16 protein-coding genes are annotated in these 17028 nt (G+C 42.7%); 7 read left to right on the top strand and 9 right to left on the bottom strand.

From position 1 onward, the window contains the following. Positions 1-23: 23 nt before the first annotated feature. A complete protein-coding gene (gene tyrS / locus G498_RS0104375; protein ID WP_026980036.1) occupies positions 24-1319 on the bottom strand; it encodes a tyrosine--tRNA ligase in 1296 nt (431 codons plus the stop codon). Positions 1320-1418: 99 nt separating this feature from the next. On the opposite strand from tyrS, the gene G498_RS0104380 reads away from it, so the two are divergent. After that, complete coding sequence (locus G498_RS0104380) at positions 1419-2417, top strand: NAD-dependent epimerase/dehydratase family protein (protein ID WP_026980037.1); 999 nt, start codon at positions 1419-1421, stop codon at positions 2415-2417. Here G498_RS0104380 and G498_RS14665 read toward each other — a convergent pair. The 3 genes from G498_RS14665 to G498_RS0104395 are packed head-to-tail and all read right to left on the bottom strand — an operon-like array spanning position 2386 to position 4833. Further along, positions 2386-2763, bottom strand: coding sequence for a DUF4296 domain-containing protein (locus G498_RS14665; protein ID WP_051269718.1), 378 nt, complete (start codon positions 2761-2763; stop codon positions 2386-2388). The genes G498_RS0104380 and G498_RS14665 overlap by 32 nt on opposite strands. A gap of 4 nt (positions 2764-2767) precedes the next feature. Continuing rightward, positions 2768-4105, bottom strand: coding sequence for a dihydroorotase (locus tag G498_RS0104390; RefSeq protein ID WP_026980038.1), 1338 nt, complete (start codon positions 4103-4105; stop codon positions 2768-2770). 5 nt (positions 4106-4110) lie between these two features. Continuing rightward, positions 4111-4833: a polyprenol monophosphomannose synthase gene (locus G498_RS0104395; protein WP_026980039.1), complete on the bottom strand. Its 723-nt coding sequence runs from the start codon at positions 4831-4833 to the stop codon at positions 4111-4113. 106 nt (positions 4834-4939) lie between these two features. On the opposite strand from G498_RS0104395, the gene G498_RS0104400 reads away from it, so the two are divergent. Both G498_RS0104400 and G498_RS0104405 read left to right on the top strand, forming a co-directional pair. Further along, positions 4940-5605, top strand: a complete 666-nt coding sequence (locus G498_RS0104400) for a DUF4271 domain-containing protein (protein ID WP_026980040.1) — start codon at positions 4940-4942, stop codon at positions 5603-5605. A 20-nt stretch (positions 5606-5625) separates the two neighbouring features. Next, positions 5626-6384 carry a uroporphyrinogen-III synthase gene (locus G498_RS0104405; protein ID WP_026980041.1) on the top strand — a complete coding sequence of 253 codons (759 nt, stop codon included), beginning with the start codon at positions 5626-5628 and terminating at the stop codon, positions 6382-6384. Between the two features lie 168 nt (positions 6385-6552). Here G498_RS0104405 and pckA read toward each other — a convergent pair whose 3' ends face one another. Next, the gene (gene pckA, locus G498_RS0104410) at positions 6553-8166 is read right to left on the bottom strand and encodes a phosphoenolpyruvate carboxykinase (ATP) (RefSeq protein ID WP_026980042.1); all 1614 of its coding nucleotides are present in this window, start codon (positions 8164-8166) and stop codon (positions 6553-6555) included. A 78-nt stretch (positions 8167-8244) separates the two neighbouring features. Beyond that, complete coding sequence (locus G498_RS0104415) at positions 8245-8634, bottom strand: DUF423 domain-containing protein (protein ID WP_026980043.1); 390 nt, start codon at positions 8632-8634, stop codon at positions 8245-8247. A 103-nt stretch (positions 8635-8737) separates the two neighbouring features. On the opposite strand from G498_RS0104415, the gene G498_RS0104420 reads away from it, so the two are divergent. From G498_RS0104420 to G498_RS0104430, 3 genes are all read left to right on the top strand, one after another. Continuing rightward, the gene (locus G498_RS0104420) at positions 8738-9502 is read left to right on the top strand and encodes a DUF3108 domain-containing protein (RefSeq protein ID WP_051269719.1); all 765 of its coding nucleotides are present in this window, start codon (positions 8738-8740) and stop codon (positions 9500-9502) included. Positions 9503-9514: 12 nt separating this feature from the next. Further along, on the top strand, positions 9515-9850 hold the full coding sequence (locus G498_RS0104425; protein ID WP_026980045.1) for a hypothetical protein: 336 nt from the start codon (positions 9515-9517) through the stop codon (positions 9848-9850). A gap of 93 nt (positions 9851-9943) precedes the next feature. Next, positions 9944-11296, top strand: a complete 1353-nt coding sequence (locus G498_RS0104430; RefSeq protein WP_026980046.1) for a saccharopine dehydrogenase family protein — start codon at positions 9944-9946, stop codon at positions 11294-11296. A 35-nt stretch (positions 11297-11331) separates the two neighbouring features. Here G498_RS0104430 and G498_RS0104435 read toward each other — a convergent pair whose 3' ends face one another. Continuing rightward, on the bottom strand, positions 11332-11979 hold the full coding sequence (locus tag G498_RS0104435) for a hypothetical protein (protein WP_026980047.1): 648 nt from the start codon (positions 11977-11979) through the stop codon (positions 11332-11334). 184 nt (positions 11980-12163) lie between these two features. On the opposite strand from G498_RS0104435, the gene G498_RS0104440 reads away from it, so the two are divergent. Further along, positions 12164-12634: an Lrp/AsnC family transcriptional regulator gene (locus tag G498_RS0104440; RefSeq protein ID WP_026980048.1), complete on the top strand. Its 471-nt coding sequence runs from the start codon at positions 12164-12166 to the stop codon at positions 12632-12634. Positions 12635-12827: 193 nt separating this feature from the next. On the opposite strand, the gene G498_RS0104445 is transcribed toward G498_RS0104440, so the two are convergent. Both G498_RS0104445 and G498_RS0104450 read right to left on the bottom strand, forming a co-directional pair. Continuing rightward, positions 12828-13523: a zinc metallopeptidase gene (locus G498_RS0104445; RefSeq protein ID WP_026980049.1), complete on the bottom strand. Its 696-nt coding sequence runs from the start codon at positions 13521-13523 to the stop codon at positions 12828-12830. A 244-nt stretch (positions 13524-13767) separates the two neighbouring features. Next, positions 13768-16851, bottom strand: a complete 3084-nt coding sequence (locus G498_RS0104450) for a leucine--tRNA ligase (protein WP_026980050.1) — start codon at positions 16849-16851, stop codon at positions 13768-13770. Positions 16852-17028 lie beyond the last annotated feature (177 nt).

Below are 17028 nucleotides of genomic sequence, written 5' to 3' on the forward strand. Positions count from 1 at the left end.
AATCAAAAACAATTACTTCGGTATTATTTAACCTTTATTACGTAGTAATTTTTCTTTCCTTTCTGTAATAACAAAAACTTGTGGTTAATCAAATCGGATTGGGTGATTTTATAATCTTCGCCTACTTTTTCTTTGTTCAGGGAGACAGCGTTTTGTTTTAATTCGCGACGCGCATCACTGTTTGAAGCCAAGAAGCCGGTTTTAGCCGAAAGCGCGGCAATCATATCCAGTCCTTCTTCCAGATCTGCCATGGCAATTTCGGCATGCGGAACACCTTCAAACACCTCCAAAAAGGTTTTGTCATCCAATTTTTTCAGTGCCTCCATCGTAGGACTAAAGAACGCTGCCGAGGCTTCAATTGCTTTTTCCAGCTCTTCTTCGCCATGCACAAAAGTCGTTACTTCTTCGGCCAAACGCTTCTGCAGCACACGTAAATGCGGCGCTTCATGGTGCTCGGCAATCAGTTTTTCAATTTCCTCCTGACCTAAAAAGGTGAAAATTTTGATGTATTTCTCCGCGTCGATGTCGGTCGTGTTCAGCCAGAACTGGTAAAACTTGTACACCGACGTTTTATCTGCCGTCAACCAAACATTACCGCCTTCTGATTTTCCGAATTTGGAACCGTCGGCTTTGGTAATCAACGGACAGGTCATCGCATAGGCTTTGGCGCCTTCCCCTCCCATTCTGCGGATCAATTCGGTACCGGTAGTAATATTCCCCCACTGATCAGAACCGCCCATCTGCAACAAACAGTTGTGTGTTTTGTACAAATGGTAGAAATCGTACCCCTGAATCAGCTGGTACGTAAACTCGGTAAACGACATGCCTTCGCCAATTTCTCCGTTCAGACGTTTTTTCACGGAATCTTTGGCCATCATGTAGTTCACCGTGATGCGTTTCCCTACGTCGCGCGCAAAGTTGATAAAAGAGAAGTCTTTCATCCAGTCGTAATTGTTCACCAAAATCGGCGCGTTGGGACCGGTAGCATTAAAATCTAAAAAACGGGACAAAACCTTTTTGATACCTTCCACATTTTTGTTCAGGGTGGCTTCATCCAGCAAATTACGCTCATCCGATTTTCCGGACGGATCGCCAATCATCCCCGTAGCACCGCCTACCAAAGCCACGGGTTTGTGTCCGAAGTTTTTCAGGTGCACCAACAAAATGATCGGCACCAGACTTCCGATGTGTAACGAGTCTGCGGTGGGATCAAACCCTATATAAGTAGCGGTCGGTTCTTTAGTGAGTTGCTCCTCCGTTCCCGGCATCATATCGTGCACTAAACCTCTCCAGCGTAATTCTTCAACAATATTTTTCATGCTTTTAAAATTTACGCAAAGATAAGGGTTAATGCACAATATGAAAATCTTAAGTTTCTAAAATTCCAATAATCCGGCAATCTGTTTATCTTTGTCAACATGATATTAGTTACAGGCGGAACCGGTTTGGTGGGAGCCCATCTCCTGCTGCACTTACTTCAGAAAAATGAAGCGGTCCGGGCAATCTACCGCTCGGAAAAAAGCATCGAAAAGACCCGGAATCTTTTCAAGCTGGAAAACCAGCAGGAACTGTTCCACAAGATTGAATGGATGGAAGCCGATATCAACGACATTCCGGCGTTGGAAAAAGCGTTTCAAGGCATCACAGTCGTGTACCATTGTGCCGCTTTAATCTCTTTTGATCCGGGTGATGAAGAGGCCCTGCGAAAAGTCAATATCGAAGGAACGGCCAATATGGTGAACTGCGCCTTGGATTTCGGGGTAACCAAATTCTGTTACGTGAGTTCGATTGCCGCCTTGGGCGACACCCGGGAAGGCGAAAACCTGATTACGGAAGAAACCGAATGGAATCCTGAGAAAAACCACGGTGATTACGCCCTGACCAAATACGGCGCAGAAATGGAAGTCTGGCGTGCCTCGCAGGAAGGTTTGAATGTCGTCGTGGTAAATCCCGGTGTGATTTTCGGAAAAGGTTTTGATTCGGGCAGTGGCGAATTGCTGCAAAAAATCCGGAATGGCTTTCCTTTTTACACCAAAGGCTCTACCGGAATTACCTCTGTGGAGGACCTCGTAGCCATCATGATACAACTAATGGACAACAATGTTTTTGGGGAACGTTTCACGATTGTATCCGAAAACATCCGTCTTCAGGTATTGCTTAACATTATTGCCGATGCCATGCATAAAAAAAAGCCTTACCTTTATGCAAGCCCTCTTATGACGGCTCTCGCCTGGCGTGCCGACTGGTTGCTTTCAAAACTTTTATTCCGGAAAAGAACTTTTACGAAAGCCACTGCAAAATCTTCCCATTCATTGGATATTTATGACAATTCCAAAATTACCGGGCGATTGCCTTATACGTTTAAGCCGATGCGGGAGTACCTGATTACTGTATCGCAGGCGCATCTGAAGGTGTAGTGGCTTTACCCGTTTTTTCGTCCATCTCCTGTTGTTTTAATTCGAAACGATGGTACACTTCTCCGAACATTTTTTTATAATTGTGCGGATCGGAAGCGTAATAGCGGTTGCTTTGCGCAAAGGTAACGCTGTCTATGTTGTATTTTTTGTAGATAAACTCATTTGCCTTAACGCCTTGCTCATACAGTTTTGCCGTATTTACATTTTCCGCCGATTGCAGCAACGTGATATCGTACAAAATGTTGATCATCTCCTCTTTTTCAATAAGATTAGCCGGCTTTTCCACAGCTTTGTCGTTGCAGGAAATCATCAGCATCAACCCTAAAAACACAAACAGTTTTTTCATTTTTCTATCTTTCAAACAATAAACGTTGCCCATAATGTTCTTCTTTCACTTTTCCGTGGTGGTACGCTAAATGGCCATTCACAAACGTATGTGAAATTCGCGATTTGAAATTGGTTCCTTCCAGCGGCGACCATCCGCATTTGTACAAAATATTCTCTTTGTTAACCGTCCAGGGTGCCGTGGTATTGACAATCGCCAAATCGGCAAAATAGCCTTCCCGAATAAAGCCTCGTTTTTCAATTTTAAAGATTTTCGCCGGATTGTGTGCCATTTTTTCCACGATTTTCTCTACAGAAATCTTTCCCTGCAGATGTGCCTCAAACATCGCGACTACGGCATGTTGCACCAAAGGCGCTCCCGAAGGCGCAGACGTATACGGATTTTGTTTTTCTTCAAAAGTATGCGGCGCGTGATCGGTGGCAATCACATCGATTCTGTCGTCCAAAAGCGCTTTCCACAACCCGTCCTTATCGGCCTGGGTTTTTACCGCCGGATTCCATTTGATTAACGTGCCTTTGGTCTTATAATCTTCGTCGGTAAACCACAAATGGTGTACACAGACTTCCGCGGTGATTTTCTTGTCTTCCAGCGGAATTTTATTGGTGAACAATTCCGTTTCTTTCGCGGTCGATACGTGAAAAATATGCAGACGCGCTCCGGTTTTCCTCGCCAGTTCAATCGCTTTGGAAGAAGACAGGTAACAGGCTTCCTCGCTTCGGATTAAATGGTGAAATCCCATCGGAATGTTGTCGCCGTATTGCGCTTTGTAGTGTTCCAGATTGGCTTTTATCGTCGCTTCATCTTCGCAATGTACCGCGATTAACATCGGGGTGCTCGAAAAAATCTTTTCCAGTGCTTCTTCATTGTCTACCAGCATATTCCCGGTGGAAGAACCTAAAAACAGCTTAATGCCCGCCACATTCCGCGGATTGGTTTTCAGCACTTCCTCCAGATTGTCGTTGGTTCCGCCCATCATGAACGAATAATTGGCAAACGATTTCTGAGCGGCAATGTCGTATTTCTGCTCCAGCAGTTTCTGGGTCACGGCATTCGGCACGGTATTGGGCTGTTCGATAAAAGACGTGATGCCTCCGGCTATAGCGGCCCGCGATTCGGAAGCGATATCGCCTTTGTGGGTTAAGCCCGGCTCGCGAAAATGCACCTGATCGTCGATGGCGCCCGGAATCAGGTAACTGCCTTCCGCATCCACGACGGTGAAATTCGGTTTTACACTGATATTTTCTCCTATCTCTTTAATGAATTCGCCTTCAATTAGCAGATCGCCTTCAAAAACGGTTCCTTCATTGACAATCTTTGCATTTTTTATAAGTGTGCTGTTCATGATGTTTACAAACGGTTAAACATTTTACGGAAGCGCAGCGAAATAACGCCGAATATCGCTTCTTTAATAATAGCATTACTCATCTTCGACTGCCCTTTGGTCCGGTCGGTGAAGATGATGGGCACTTCTACGATTTTGAACTGCTTCAAAAAAGTACGGTACTTCATTTCAATCTGGAACGCATAACCGATAAAGGTAATGCGGTCGAGATTGATGGTTTCTAAAACTTTTCGTTTATAACACACAAAACCGGCTGTGGTGTCGTGAATTTTCATCCCGGTAATCAGGTTTACATAAATCGAGGCAAAATAGGACAACAACACGCGGCTTAACGGCCAGTTGACCACATTCACTCCAGTTACATAACGCGACCCGATAGACATATCGGCACCTTCACTACAGGCTTGGTAGAGTTTTTCCAGATCGGCGGGATTATGGGAGAAATCGGCATCCATTTCGAAAATGTATTCGAAATCGCGTTCCAATGCCCATCTAAAACCGTGCACGTACGCAGTACCCAATCCTGCTTTTTTTTCCCGTTGTTCCAGATGGAGCTGTTGCGGATAATCGTTTTGCAGCTCCTTTACTTTGGCGGCGGTTCCGTCGGGCGAATTATCGTCTACAATTAAAACGTGGAAAGGTGTTGCTAAGGAAAATACCGCTTTGATGATACTTTCGATATTTTCAATTTCGTTATACGTCGGAATGATGACAACCCCTTTGCCCATTTGCTGTTTAATTTTACGTGCAAAAATAATGTATTTCTAACGCTTGTTTCACAATAAAATTATAATAAAATAATTGCAATTAAAAATTAGTACTTTTACAGTCGAAATGATGGATTTAGTATTAAACGAAAGAATTACGGAAAGTAAAGACTGGGCAACAGTATTGTTTGTCCTGTGTTTTGCATTGATTGCTGTAAACCGGGCAGTTTTTGAGGTACGTTTCAACGAATTTGTCCGCATTGCCATTTCCGACAAATACCTTAAAATTTACAAGGACAGCGGCAACATGCAAAGCTGGTTCACCATTTCCATGTTTGTGGTACAACTGATTTCCTTTGCGTTTTTAATTCAGCTGACACTGAGTGTTTTCGGGATAACTACCAAAACCAACTGGATTTCCTTTATTCAGATTACAACGCTTTTGGGCGTGTTTATCCTGTCGAAATACCTTGTCGAAAAAATCATTGCCACCACTTTTTCCATTGAAGATTTTAACGAACAGTTTAATTTACAGAAAGTTAACTACAGGACTTATATCGGAATGTTGATCTTACCCATCAACCTGTTTCTTTTTTACAATGATTTTTTATCAAAAACTTTGATTCTGAGCCTTATCGCTATCATTTTGATAATAAACATAATAACTTATTTCTTTTCATTGAAAAATTATCAAAACTTAATCCTCAGTAAGTTCTTTTATTTTATTTTGTATCTTTGCACACTTGAAATAGCGCCCTATTATTTCATGTATTATTGGTTTACAAAAAGATAGAATAATAGATTTTTTTACATATGAAAGTAAAAACTATCCTGGTATCACAACCAGAGCCTAAAGTGGAAAATTCACCGTACTTTGAACTTCAGCAGAAGCTGAAAATCAAAATCGACTTTAGACCATTCATTCACGTTGAGGGCGTTCCGGCGAAAGAGATTCGAGCGCAGAAAATCGATTTAAACAATTTCACGGCAATTATTTTAACCAGCAAGAATTCTATCGACCATTTCTTTAGAGTAGCCGAAGAAATGCGCTATAAAGTGCCGGAAGATTTGAAATATTTCTGCCAATCGGAAGCCATTGCTTTTTACCTTCAGAAATATGTGGTGTACCGAAAACGCAAAATATATGTGGGTCAGAAAGATTTTGCGGATTTGTCGCCACTGATTAAAAAATACAAAGACGAAAAATTCCTGTTACCGTCTTCCGACCAGCTGAATGCGGATATCCCGCAAACGCTTAACAGCCTTAAAGTAGACTGGACACCGGGTACGTTTTACAGAACCGTAATGAGCGACCTTTCCGATTTAGCGGATGTGTATTACGATGTATTGGCATTTTTCAGCCCGACCGGAATCAAATCGTTGTTTAAAAACTTCCCGGATTTCGTACAGAACAATACCCGAATCGCTGTTTTTGGAAGCACTACACAGAAAGAAGCTTTGGAGCACGGTTTACGCGTAGACATCATGGCACCAACCCCGGAAACCCCTTCGATGACTATGGCTTTGGAAAAATACATCACAAAAGTCAACAAAGAATCCAAAGACAAATAACATTACAATATAAAGACCAAAAAAAGCAGCCAATGGCTGCTTTTTTTATTTCAAGACTATACCGTCCAGACTACTCAGGCTTTACTAAAAACACGTATTTGTTGGTAAACTTAACAAAAAAAATCCCAACCTTTCGATTGGGATTAACTATAGTCTAATTTGTATTTCTTACAATTGCGGACCGGCTTTTACAAGGTTTTTACCTTCTTCATTGTCGGTATACTGTGCAAAGTTTTTGATAAATCTGCCTGCCAAATCCTCAGCTTTTGCTGTCCATTCGGAAGCATCAGCATACGTATTTCTCGGATCTAAGATTTCGGTATTTACACCCTCTAAAGCAGTTGGCACGGCCAGGTTGAAAATCGGCACGATTTGCGTTGCTGCTTTTTCGATGGAACCGTCTAAGATTCGGTCGATAATGGCACGGGTATCTTTAATGGAGATACGTTTCCCGGTTCCGTTCCATCCTGTGTTTACCATGTATGCGGTAGCATTGTGTTGCTCCATTTTCTTCACCAATTCTTCCCCGTATTTGGTTGGGTGTAAGCATAAGAACGCTTTACCGAAACACGCTGAAAATGTTGGCTCAGGTTGCGTTACGCCTCTTTCGGTTCCGGCTAATTTTGCCGTAAATCCGGACAAGAAATAGTATTTGGTTTGCTCCGGCGTCAATTTGGAAACCGGTGGCATTACGCCGAAAGCATCTGCCGTTAAGAAGATTACTTTGGATGCGTGACCCGCTTTGGAAACCGGCTTAACAATGTTTTCAATATGGTCAATCGGATAGGAAACACGGGTGTTTTGTGTAACCGAACCGTCTTTGAAGTCGATAACGCCATTAGCATCTACGGTTACGTTTTCCAACAACGCATTTCTTTTGATGGCTCCGTAAATATCCGGCTCATTTTCTTTGCTCAGGTCGATGGTTTTCGCATAACAACCCCCTTCGAAGTTGAATACGCCGTCGTTGTCCCAACCGTGCTCGTCGTCTCCGATTAATTCGCGTTTCGGATCGGTAGACAACGTGGTTTTTCCGGTTCCGGATAATCCGAAGAATACGGCCACATCACCATCTTTGCCTTTGTTCGCCGAACAGTGCATTGAAGCGATTCCTTTTAACGGCAAGTAGTAGTTCATCATCGAGAACAACCCTTTTTTCATTTCTCCGCCGTACCAGGTTCCTCCAATCAACTGGATTTTTTCGGTAAGGTTAAAGGCGATATACACTTCGGAATTCAATCCGTGCGCTGCGTAATCTTTGAAAGTTGTTTTGGAAGCGTTCATTACAATAAAATCCGGCTCTCCAAAGTTTTCCAGTTCTGCTTCCGTTGGACGGATGAACATGTTTTTCACGAAATGCGCCTGCCAGGCCACTTCCATGATAAAACGTACTTTTAAACGAGTGTCTTCGTTCGCTCCGCAAAAAGCATCCACCACATACAATCTTTTTCCTGAAAGTTGTTTAACTGTAGTTTCCTTTAAAGCATTCCAGGTATCCTGAGAAATAGCCTTATTGTCGTTTACCGCTTTTTCAGATGTCCACCAGATGGTATCTCTGGTTACATCATCCATTACAATATATTTATCTTTAGGGGATCTTCCCGTGAAAACACCTGTCATTACATTAACAGCACCAAGCTCCGACAACTGCCCTTTTTCATAACCTTCCAGGCTTGGATTTAACTCTTCATTATACAAGAAATCGTATGACGGATTGTAAATAACTTCAACAGTGTTGCTGATTCCGTATTTCTCTAATGAAATGGTTTTGGTAACATTCATAATTAAAAATGTGTTGTTTGTTTGTTTTTAAGAACGCAAAATTAAAAATTTAATTTTATATATATTTTTTTTAACCCATTAATCTGTTTTTTTACTAAAAATTTTAGCGAAAAGCAGTATCCATGCCGCTATCAGCAACATCCCTCCTATGGGTGTTACCGGCCCCAGAAATTTCACCTCCAAACCCGTTGCCGTTGCTGTGGAAAGCAGGTAAATCGACCCCGAAAAAAACAAAACGCCCAACCCAGTGAGCCACAGTATTTTCTTCTTAGAGGTTTCCGACAATAAACCTGTAGTCCCGACAAAAAGCAGAAACAAAGCATGGTACATCTGATACTTAACACCCGTTTCAAAAGTAAGGAGTTGGCTTTCACTTAAAATTTCTTTCAGTCCGTGGGCGCCAAAAGCTCCCAAAATAATGGCTACCGCTCCCATAAAAGCAGCAACCGCAATGATTTTCTTATCCATTGGTATTTAAGTTATACTAAAACCCAAATTTATTTGTTATGAATGACATCTGAAACTTTAGAAAAGGAAATAATCATACATTTGCACAGAATTTGTGAAAAACATGAAAAAAACCACTGTATTCCTATCCGCTTTAGCAGTTATGCTTTCCGTGAGCAGCTATGGACAAACCATCAAATCCGGAGAAAAACTGATTTATTCCGGCTCGTACAACATGAGCGGCCTAATGACCCAACTGGCACAGGTAACCATGGAAGTCGAAACCGTTTCCACTTCCAAAAACAATTACCTTCATCTAAGCTGTCAGGCGGCGACGTACAGCAAATGGGATTCGTTTTTTAAAATCCGGGATTTGTATGAGTCGTATGTAAATCCGAAAACCCTGGAACCGAGTTTGTACAAGCGCAACATCAGCGAAGGCGGCTATACCAAAAAAGAAAAATACGTTTTCAAAAACGGCGGCAAAACCATTACCAGCACGCTGAACAAAAAGAACATGCCGGAAAGAACCCGCACGTTCAGCATCAATCCGAACGCGCAGGATGTGGTGAGTTTGCTGTATAAAATAAGAACCCTGGATTTCAGCGGAATGAAAGTCGGGCAGACCCAATCGTTTACCATTGTTTTTGACGAAAAGGAAATTCCGGTTTCCGTCAAATACATGGGTATTGAAAGTGCTAATGCCGGCAATCTGGGCAAAAAGAACTGTCATAAAATCGCTATCGGTGCTAAAACCCAGGCGCTGAAAGGAAAAGACGCCAATTTAATCTGGCTTACGGCCGATGCCAAAAAAATACCGGCTTTAATCAAATTCAGCATTCCCGTAGGAACCGGACAATTAACCCTGACCAGCGCCAGCGGCCTTTAAATCGTTTTACCCATGAGAAAAACATTCATCATCCTCGCTTCTGTTTTTACGCTTTTAAGCGTTGTTTTTAGCGTATTGCCTTTGGGAACCATCGCAGTGCTTCCCATTGCCATAGCATTACTTCTTAGTTTTTTAGCCCTGCAAAAATCGGATGCCGACAGCAAGAAGTTGCCGAAAATACTGTTGCTCATTGCAGCAATTTGTCTGGTTGCCGTTATCGGAAAACAGCTTTTGGTTAAGGAAGAAGTGGCCAAAGACGCGCAATTTGAGCAAACCATCGAAAAATCCAAAGAAGAAGACAAAAAGGAACTGGAAGAACTGGAAAACTTAGAAGGTGATTTAGAGTAAATTACACCGGAATTTAACAAGCCCTTATGTAATTGTTAATCTTCTAACTTTTATAGGTTCAAATTCATACCTTTGTGTCCTATTGTTAAAACCATGAGAAATATTCTGATTATCGGAGCAGGCCGTTCTGCTTCGTCGCTTATCAAATACCTTTTAGACAAATCCGTTTCGGAAAACCTGCACCTTACCATTGGCGATTTATCGCTGGAATTGGCGCAGCGCAAAACCAACAACCATCCCAATGCCACAGCCATTCAGCTGGATATTGCCAATGTGGCACAACGTCAGGCGGAAATTCAGAAAGCGGACATTGTGATTTCGATGTTGCCGGCTTTCATGCACATCGACGTAGCCAAAGACTGTGTACAGTTTAAAAAACACATGGTTACGGCTTCGTACATTTCGGAGGCGATGCAGGCATTGGATGCCGAGGTAAAAGCCAACAACCTAGTATTCATGAACGAAATCGGTCTGGATCCGGGAATTGATCACATGAGCGCCATGAAAGTATTGGATGAAATCAAGGAAAAAGGCGGACACACCATTTTGTTTGAATCGTTCTGCGGCGGTTTGGTAGCACCGGAATCCGATAACAACCTTTGGAATTACAAATTTACCTGGAACCCGAGAAACGTGGTTTTGGCCGGACAGGGCGGTGCCGCAAAATTCATTCAGGAAGGCAAATACAAATACATTCCGTACCATAAATTATTCAGAAGAACCGAATTCCTGGAAGTGGAAGGCTACGGCCGTTTTGAAGGCTATGCCAACCGCGATTCGCTGAAATACCGAAGCGTTTACGGCCTGGACGACGCGTTAACCGTTTACCGCGGTACGATTCGTCGCGTGGGCTATTCCAAAGCCTGGGACATGTTTGTGCAATTGGGTATGACCGATGATACGTATGTGATTGACGATTCCGAAACGATGAGTTACCGTGAGTTTGTCAATTTGTTTTTACCGTACCATCCTTCGGATTCTGTGGAAATCAAGCTGCGCCACCAGCTGAAAATCGATCAGGACGATGTGATGTGGGACAAATTGGTCGAACTGGACATTTTCAATCCGAACAAAATTATCGGACTGAAAAATGCCACACCGGCACAAATTCTAGAGAAAATCCTAACCGACAGCTGGACACTGGAACCGCACGACAAAGACATGATAGTGATGTACCACAAATTCGGTTACGAAATCAACGGCGAACGAAAACAAATCGACTCAACCATGGTTTGCATTGGCGACGACCAGACGTATACCGCCATGGCAAAAACCGTTGGCTTACCGGTGGCGATGGCTACCCTTCAGATTCTGAACGGCAACATCAAAACGCCGGGCGTACAATTGCCCATTAAAAAAGAAGTCTACCAGCCAATTCTGAAAGAACTGGAAGAATACGGCGTGGTTTTTCACGAAAAAGCAGTGCCTTACAAAGGTTACAAATAATAAAAAGTCCCGATGCTTATCGGGACTTTTTGTTTTTAATTTGATTGCAATTCAATATTCGATTCGGCGGATTTTTTCTGTTTGTTGATTTCGTCCTGCAGCTGACGGCGCAGTTTCTGCTCTCTTTCGATGGCATTGCGTTTAAACGCTTCATATTCATCTTCTAAATCTCTGAGCAATCCTTTGGAGTTTTGGGTTATCTCGTTGGCTCTTATAAATTTTCGGATCAGAACCGCAACAGCTATCAGTGAGGTTAGCACCAATGTCCACATAACGGAATGGTACAGGTCTTTGGAAAGGGATACTCCGAAAAAATCAACCTGCCCGCCGCTGGCTTGCACTTGGGCAAGTTCAGATTTTAATTTAGCGTTTTCGGCTTGTACTGATTGCAGCTGATTGACTTTTTGATTTAGTGCCTGCTGTACTAATTCCAGTTCATCTTCGGATTTGGCCAAAAAAACCTGAAAATCGGCTTTTAATTGTTCCAGAAGTGTTTTTTTAACCAGTTTCACATCCTGATAATCGACCGATTTTTGAAGCATATTATTAATCTGGCTCTCAACCGAAGCCTTGGAAACAGGTTTTTCCTGAACGGTTTCAATGCTCTTTACCGGGGTTGCATAAAGTGTTGTATTCAGCGAGAGTATCGCAAGAAGGCACAAGGTGTAGTTAAGTTTTTTCATTTTACCAGATTTTGGGGTTAGCTGTGTAATTTGATTTTCAAAGTTTTACATCCTACTGAAAACGTTTTCTTTCCTTTTTTATAGATGCGTAAAATTTTACACTTTTGCGATTTTTTAAGTTTTAACAGAAAATTATCATTATATTTAAACCATTAATAACACAACAGCTTTCAAAAATTTAAAAATGAAGTTAAATCACCTACAAATTGAAATCGACGGGATTGACAAACAAATCCTTCGGGATTTAATGGAAGACGCCCGAAAACCTATTTTACAGATTGCTAACAAGATAGGCATTTCCGGTGCGGCGATTCACCAGCGGCTGCGGAAACTGGAACAGGCCGGCGTGATTTCCGGATCGAAGTTTATTGTAAACACCAAGGTTTTGGGTTACAGCACGATGGCTTTCGTAGGCATTTACCTGGACAAAGCCGCCCGAAACTCAGAAGCCGTGAAAGAACTTAAAAAAATCCCGGAAGTGCTGGAATGCCATTACACCACCGGAAACTGGAGTATTTTAATCAAAATCATCTGCCGCGACAACGAACATTTAATGCAATTACTTAACAAAAAAATCCAGTCGATTGACGGGGTGTCGCGCACGGAAACGTATATTTCGCTGGAACAGCAGATTGAACGGCAGATACAGTTGTGATTTGGGGATTTGGTTATTTAGTTATTTGAGAAGACACAAAAAGTAAAATAGTTTGCTGCCTAGCCCCGATTGCAGCGGCACGAAGTACAGCGGAAAGCGGGAACAGGGTTTGCCGACTCCTCCCGAACCATTCGCTCCCAAACAAAAAAATCCGCTACGCTCGTAACGGATTTCTTTTTTTATAACTGTTTTTTTAGTCTCTTCTTCCCAGAATCTGCATCGCCCAGTACAGTAGCGAAGCTAAAGCACCCAAAGCAGCGACTACATACGTTCTGGCCGCCCATTTAAGAGAATCTTCGGCGCCGGCGTATTCTTCCTGGCTTAACATGTTTTTGTTTTTCAGCCACGCTAAGGCACGGTTACTCGCGTCGTATTCTACTGGTAAAGTAATGAAACTGAATACGGTGGCTACCGCCATTAACACCAATCCGGCTACGGCTACGTAAAAACCAATGGAAGATTTCGCCCCGAACCCTAAAATCAGTCCTCCCATGATTAACCATTGGGACAGGCTGGACGATACGTTGACCATCGGCACCATTTTGGAACGCATGGTTAACCATTCATAGGCTTGGGCGTGTTGTACGGCGTGACCGCATTCGTGCGCGGCTACGGCTGCTGCTGCGGCATTGCGTTGGTTGTATACCGCTTCACTTAAGTTTACGGTTTTGTTTACTGGGTTGTAATGGTCGGTAAGCTGACCGGGTGTGGAAATGACTTTTACGTCGTAAATCCCGTTATCGGCTAACATTTTTTCGGCAATTTCGGCTCCGGACATGCCGTTGCGCAAATGCACTTTGGAATACTGCTCAAACTTGCTCTTCAGTCGTGCGCTTACTAAAAAACTCGCCAAGGCGATGGCTCCTAATAAAATATAATATCCAATCATGGTTTTGTGTTTACTTAATTTGTACTTGGGTTATTGCAAACTGTGCGCCAAATTTCATTTCGTGACAGTTTGGCATTTTTGTTTGCTGTTATACGTAAAAATACAAAAAGGTTACAAAAGGAAATCCCAAATTCTTGTTAGAATTCGGGATTGTTGCTTTTCTGATTCAGAAACCGCAGATTCGCAGGTTGTACAGCAAAATATTATTTTAAAATATTTACAATCTGCGAATCTGCGGTAAAAATTAACCTACCAGGTTGATGATTTTCCCCGGCACGATGATTACTTTGTTTGGCGTGCGTCCCTGCAATTGCTGTTGGGTTCTTTCATCGGCCATGACGATTTCCTCGATTTCCGCTGCCGTTAAATCTAAAGGCAATTTAATCGTGAAACGCATTTTTCCGTTGAACGACACCGGATATTCTTTTTCGGATTCCACCAGATGTTTTTCGTCGAATTTCGGAAAAGGTTGTTCTGAAATACCTTTATAATCTTTTAATTCTTCAATTTTTAAATCTTTCAATTTCAGATTGTACCACAATTCTTCCGCGATGTGCGGCGCGTATGGCGACACCAGAATCGCCAACGGTTCTAAAATCGCGCGGTGATGGCATTTTTGCTGTGCCAATTCGTTCACGCAAATCATAAACTGCGAAACCGACGTATTGAACGAGAAGTTTTCAATATCTTCCGTTACTTTTTTGATGGTTTTGTGCAGCGATTTGTACATGTCTTTGGTCGGCTCTTCGTCAGTTACGATGAAACCGTTGTCGTCGAAATACAAACGCCATAGTTTTTTTAAGAATCCGGAGACTCCTGTAATACCGGCTGTGTTCCAAGGTTTTGCCTGTTCTAAAGGTCCTAAGAACATTTCGTACAAACGTAAGGTGTCGGCGCCGTATTCGTTGCAGATGTCGTCCGGGTTGACTACGTTGTATTTGGATTTGGACATTTTTTCGACTTCGCGTCCTACGATGTATTTGCCGTCTTCTAAAATGAATTCGGCATTTTTATATTGCGAGAACTTATTGTCATTTAAAAACCTTTGTAAATCCAATTCATTAGTGATTGGATCAACAAAATCGACATCCACATTTAACTCATAGAAAGGCAAGAATTCTGAAATATCAATCAAATTTCTATCAATATCCTTTAACGCGAATAAATCTTTTATTCTATTTATGTCCTTATCAGAAATATTACTTTTGACAAAATCTCTAATAGTAACTCTTAAATTCTCATTCTCCAACACTGGAAACAATCCATCTCTATGAATCTTTGATTCTTTGAAAATTTTTGAACTAATTATAAAAGATTTATTACTAATTGTTCTTGGCAAAGAAGTCATTGGCGTGCTGAATACTTTATATTCAAAGCTACTTGGATTTACCACATAAAATTTAGCACTCATCCCCAAAATCATCCCCTGATTGATCAGCTTTTTGAACGGTTCTTCCGTAGGTGCAAAACCGCGATCTTTCAAAAATTTGTTCCAGAAACGGGAATACAACAAGTGACCGGTTGCGTGCTCGCTTCCGCCGATATACAAATCCACGTTTTCCCAGTATTTCAAAGCATCCGCTGAAGCGAAATCGTTGGTGTTGTGCGCGTCCATGTAACGCATCCAGTACCAGGAACTTCCCGCCCAACCCGGCATGGTGTTCAGTTCCAAAGGAAATACGGTTTGATGATCGATTTTATCATTGGCCACTACTGAATTGCTAACAGTGTCCCAAGCCCAAACGGAAGCGTTGCCTAATGGCGGTTGTCCGTCTTCGGTTGGCAGGTATTTTTCCACTTCCGGCAATACGATTGGCAAGTGTTCTTTGGCAATCATTTGCGGTAAGCCGTTTACGTAATACACCGGGAACGGCTCGCCCCAATATCTTTGTCTTGAGAAAACGGCGTCGCGCAAGCGGTAATTTACTTTCGCGGTTCCGGCGCCTATTTTTTCCAGTTCTTCGATGATTTTTTTCGTCGCTTCCTTGTAACTTAAACCGTTTAAGAATTCGGAATTGGCTAAAATCGTGGTGTTTTTATCGGCATGAGCGGCTTCGGAAATATCCACGCCTTCCAAGATGTTTTTAATCGGTAAATCGAAATGTTTCGCAAACGCATAATCGCGCTCGTCGCCACACGGAACGGCCATTACTGCTCCGGTTCCGTAACCCGCCAACACGTAATCGCCAATCCAGACCGGAATGGCTTCTTTGGTAAACGGATGTTCGGCATACGCTCCGGTAAACACGCCGGAAATGGTTTTCACATCGGCCATACGCTCGCGCTCGGAACGTTTGGCTGTAGCTTCCACGTATGCTTCAACTGCTGCTTTTTGCTCCGGTGTGGTGATTTTGGCCACCAATTCGTGTTCCGGTGCCAACGTCATAAACGTTACGCCAAAAATGGTATCAGGACGGGTGGTAAACACTTCGATTACGTCCTCGTGGTTTTTCAAATTAAAAGTAACAGAAGCCCCAACCGATTTTCCGATCCAGTTACGTTGCGATTCTTTCAGGGATTCGGTCCAGTCGATGGTTTCCAGACCTTGCAACAAACGCTCGGCATAGGCAGAAATGCGCATCGACCATTGCGTCATTTTTTTACGGATCACCGGATGTCCGCCGCGCTCGGAAACGCCGTTCACGATTTCGTCGTTCGCCAAAACGGTTCCCAAAGCCGGACACCAGTTGACTTCGGTTTCCGCCAAATAGGTTAATCGGTATTGCAATAAGATGCTTTGTTGTTCTTCAGAAGAAAAAGCGTTCCATTGTGCTGCGGTAAAACTCGGCACATTTTCATCGCATACGGCATTTACATTCGCATTCCCGTTTTGCTCGAATTGCACTGTCAGGGTTTCGATGCTTTCGGCTTTATCGGAAGTTTTATTGTACCAAGAATTGAACAACTGAATAAAAATCCATTGGGTATGTTTGTAGTAATCAGGATTTGACGTGCGTACTTCACGGCTCCAATCGAACGAAAAACCGATTTTATCCAACTGCTCGCGGTAACGGGCAATGTTTTCACGAGTTGTTTTCTCCGGATGTTGTCCCGTTTGAATCGCGTACTGTTCCGCCGGCAACCCGAACGAATCGTAACCTTGCGGATGCAACACGTTAAAACCCTGATGTCTTTTATAACGGGCTACAATATCAGAAGCTATGTACCCCAGCGGATGCCCCACGTGCAAGCCCGCTCCCGACGGATAGGGAAACATGTCCAACACATAATATTTGGGTTTCTCGGAGTTATTCGATGCGGCAAAAGTTTGATGCTCTGCCCAGTATTGTTGCCATTTGGCTTCGATTTCGTTGTGGAAGTACTTCATTCGTCTTTTATATTTTACCTAAAGACTCATGCTTTCGCAAGCTCAAGTCATTTCTTTTATTAAGGTTCTAAGTTTTCAAGGGTGCAAATTTACATTATATTATAAGAAAGTTAAAACTTTGGGCGTTATAAAGGTGAAAAACGATTTTCTTTATTATTTTTACGGCTTAATTCAGAT

The organism is Flavobacterium suncheonense GH29-5 = DSM 17707 (assembly GCF_000430025.1).
Classification (GTDB): domain Bacteria; phylum Bacteroidota; class Bacteroidia; order Flavobacteriales; family Flavobacteriaceae; genus Flavobacterium; species Flavobacterium suncheonense.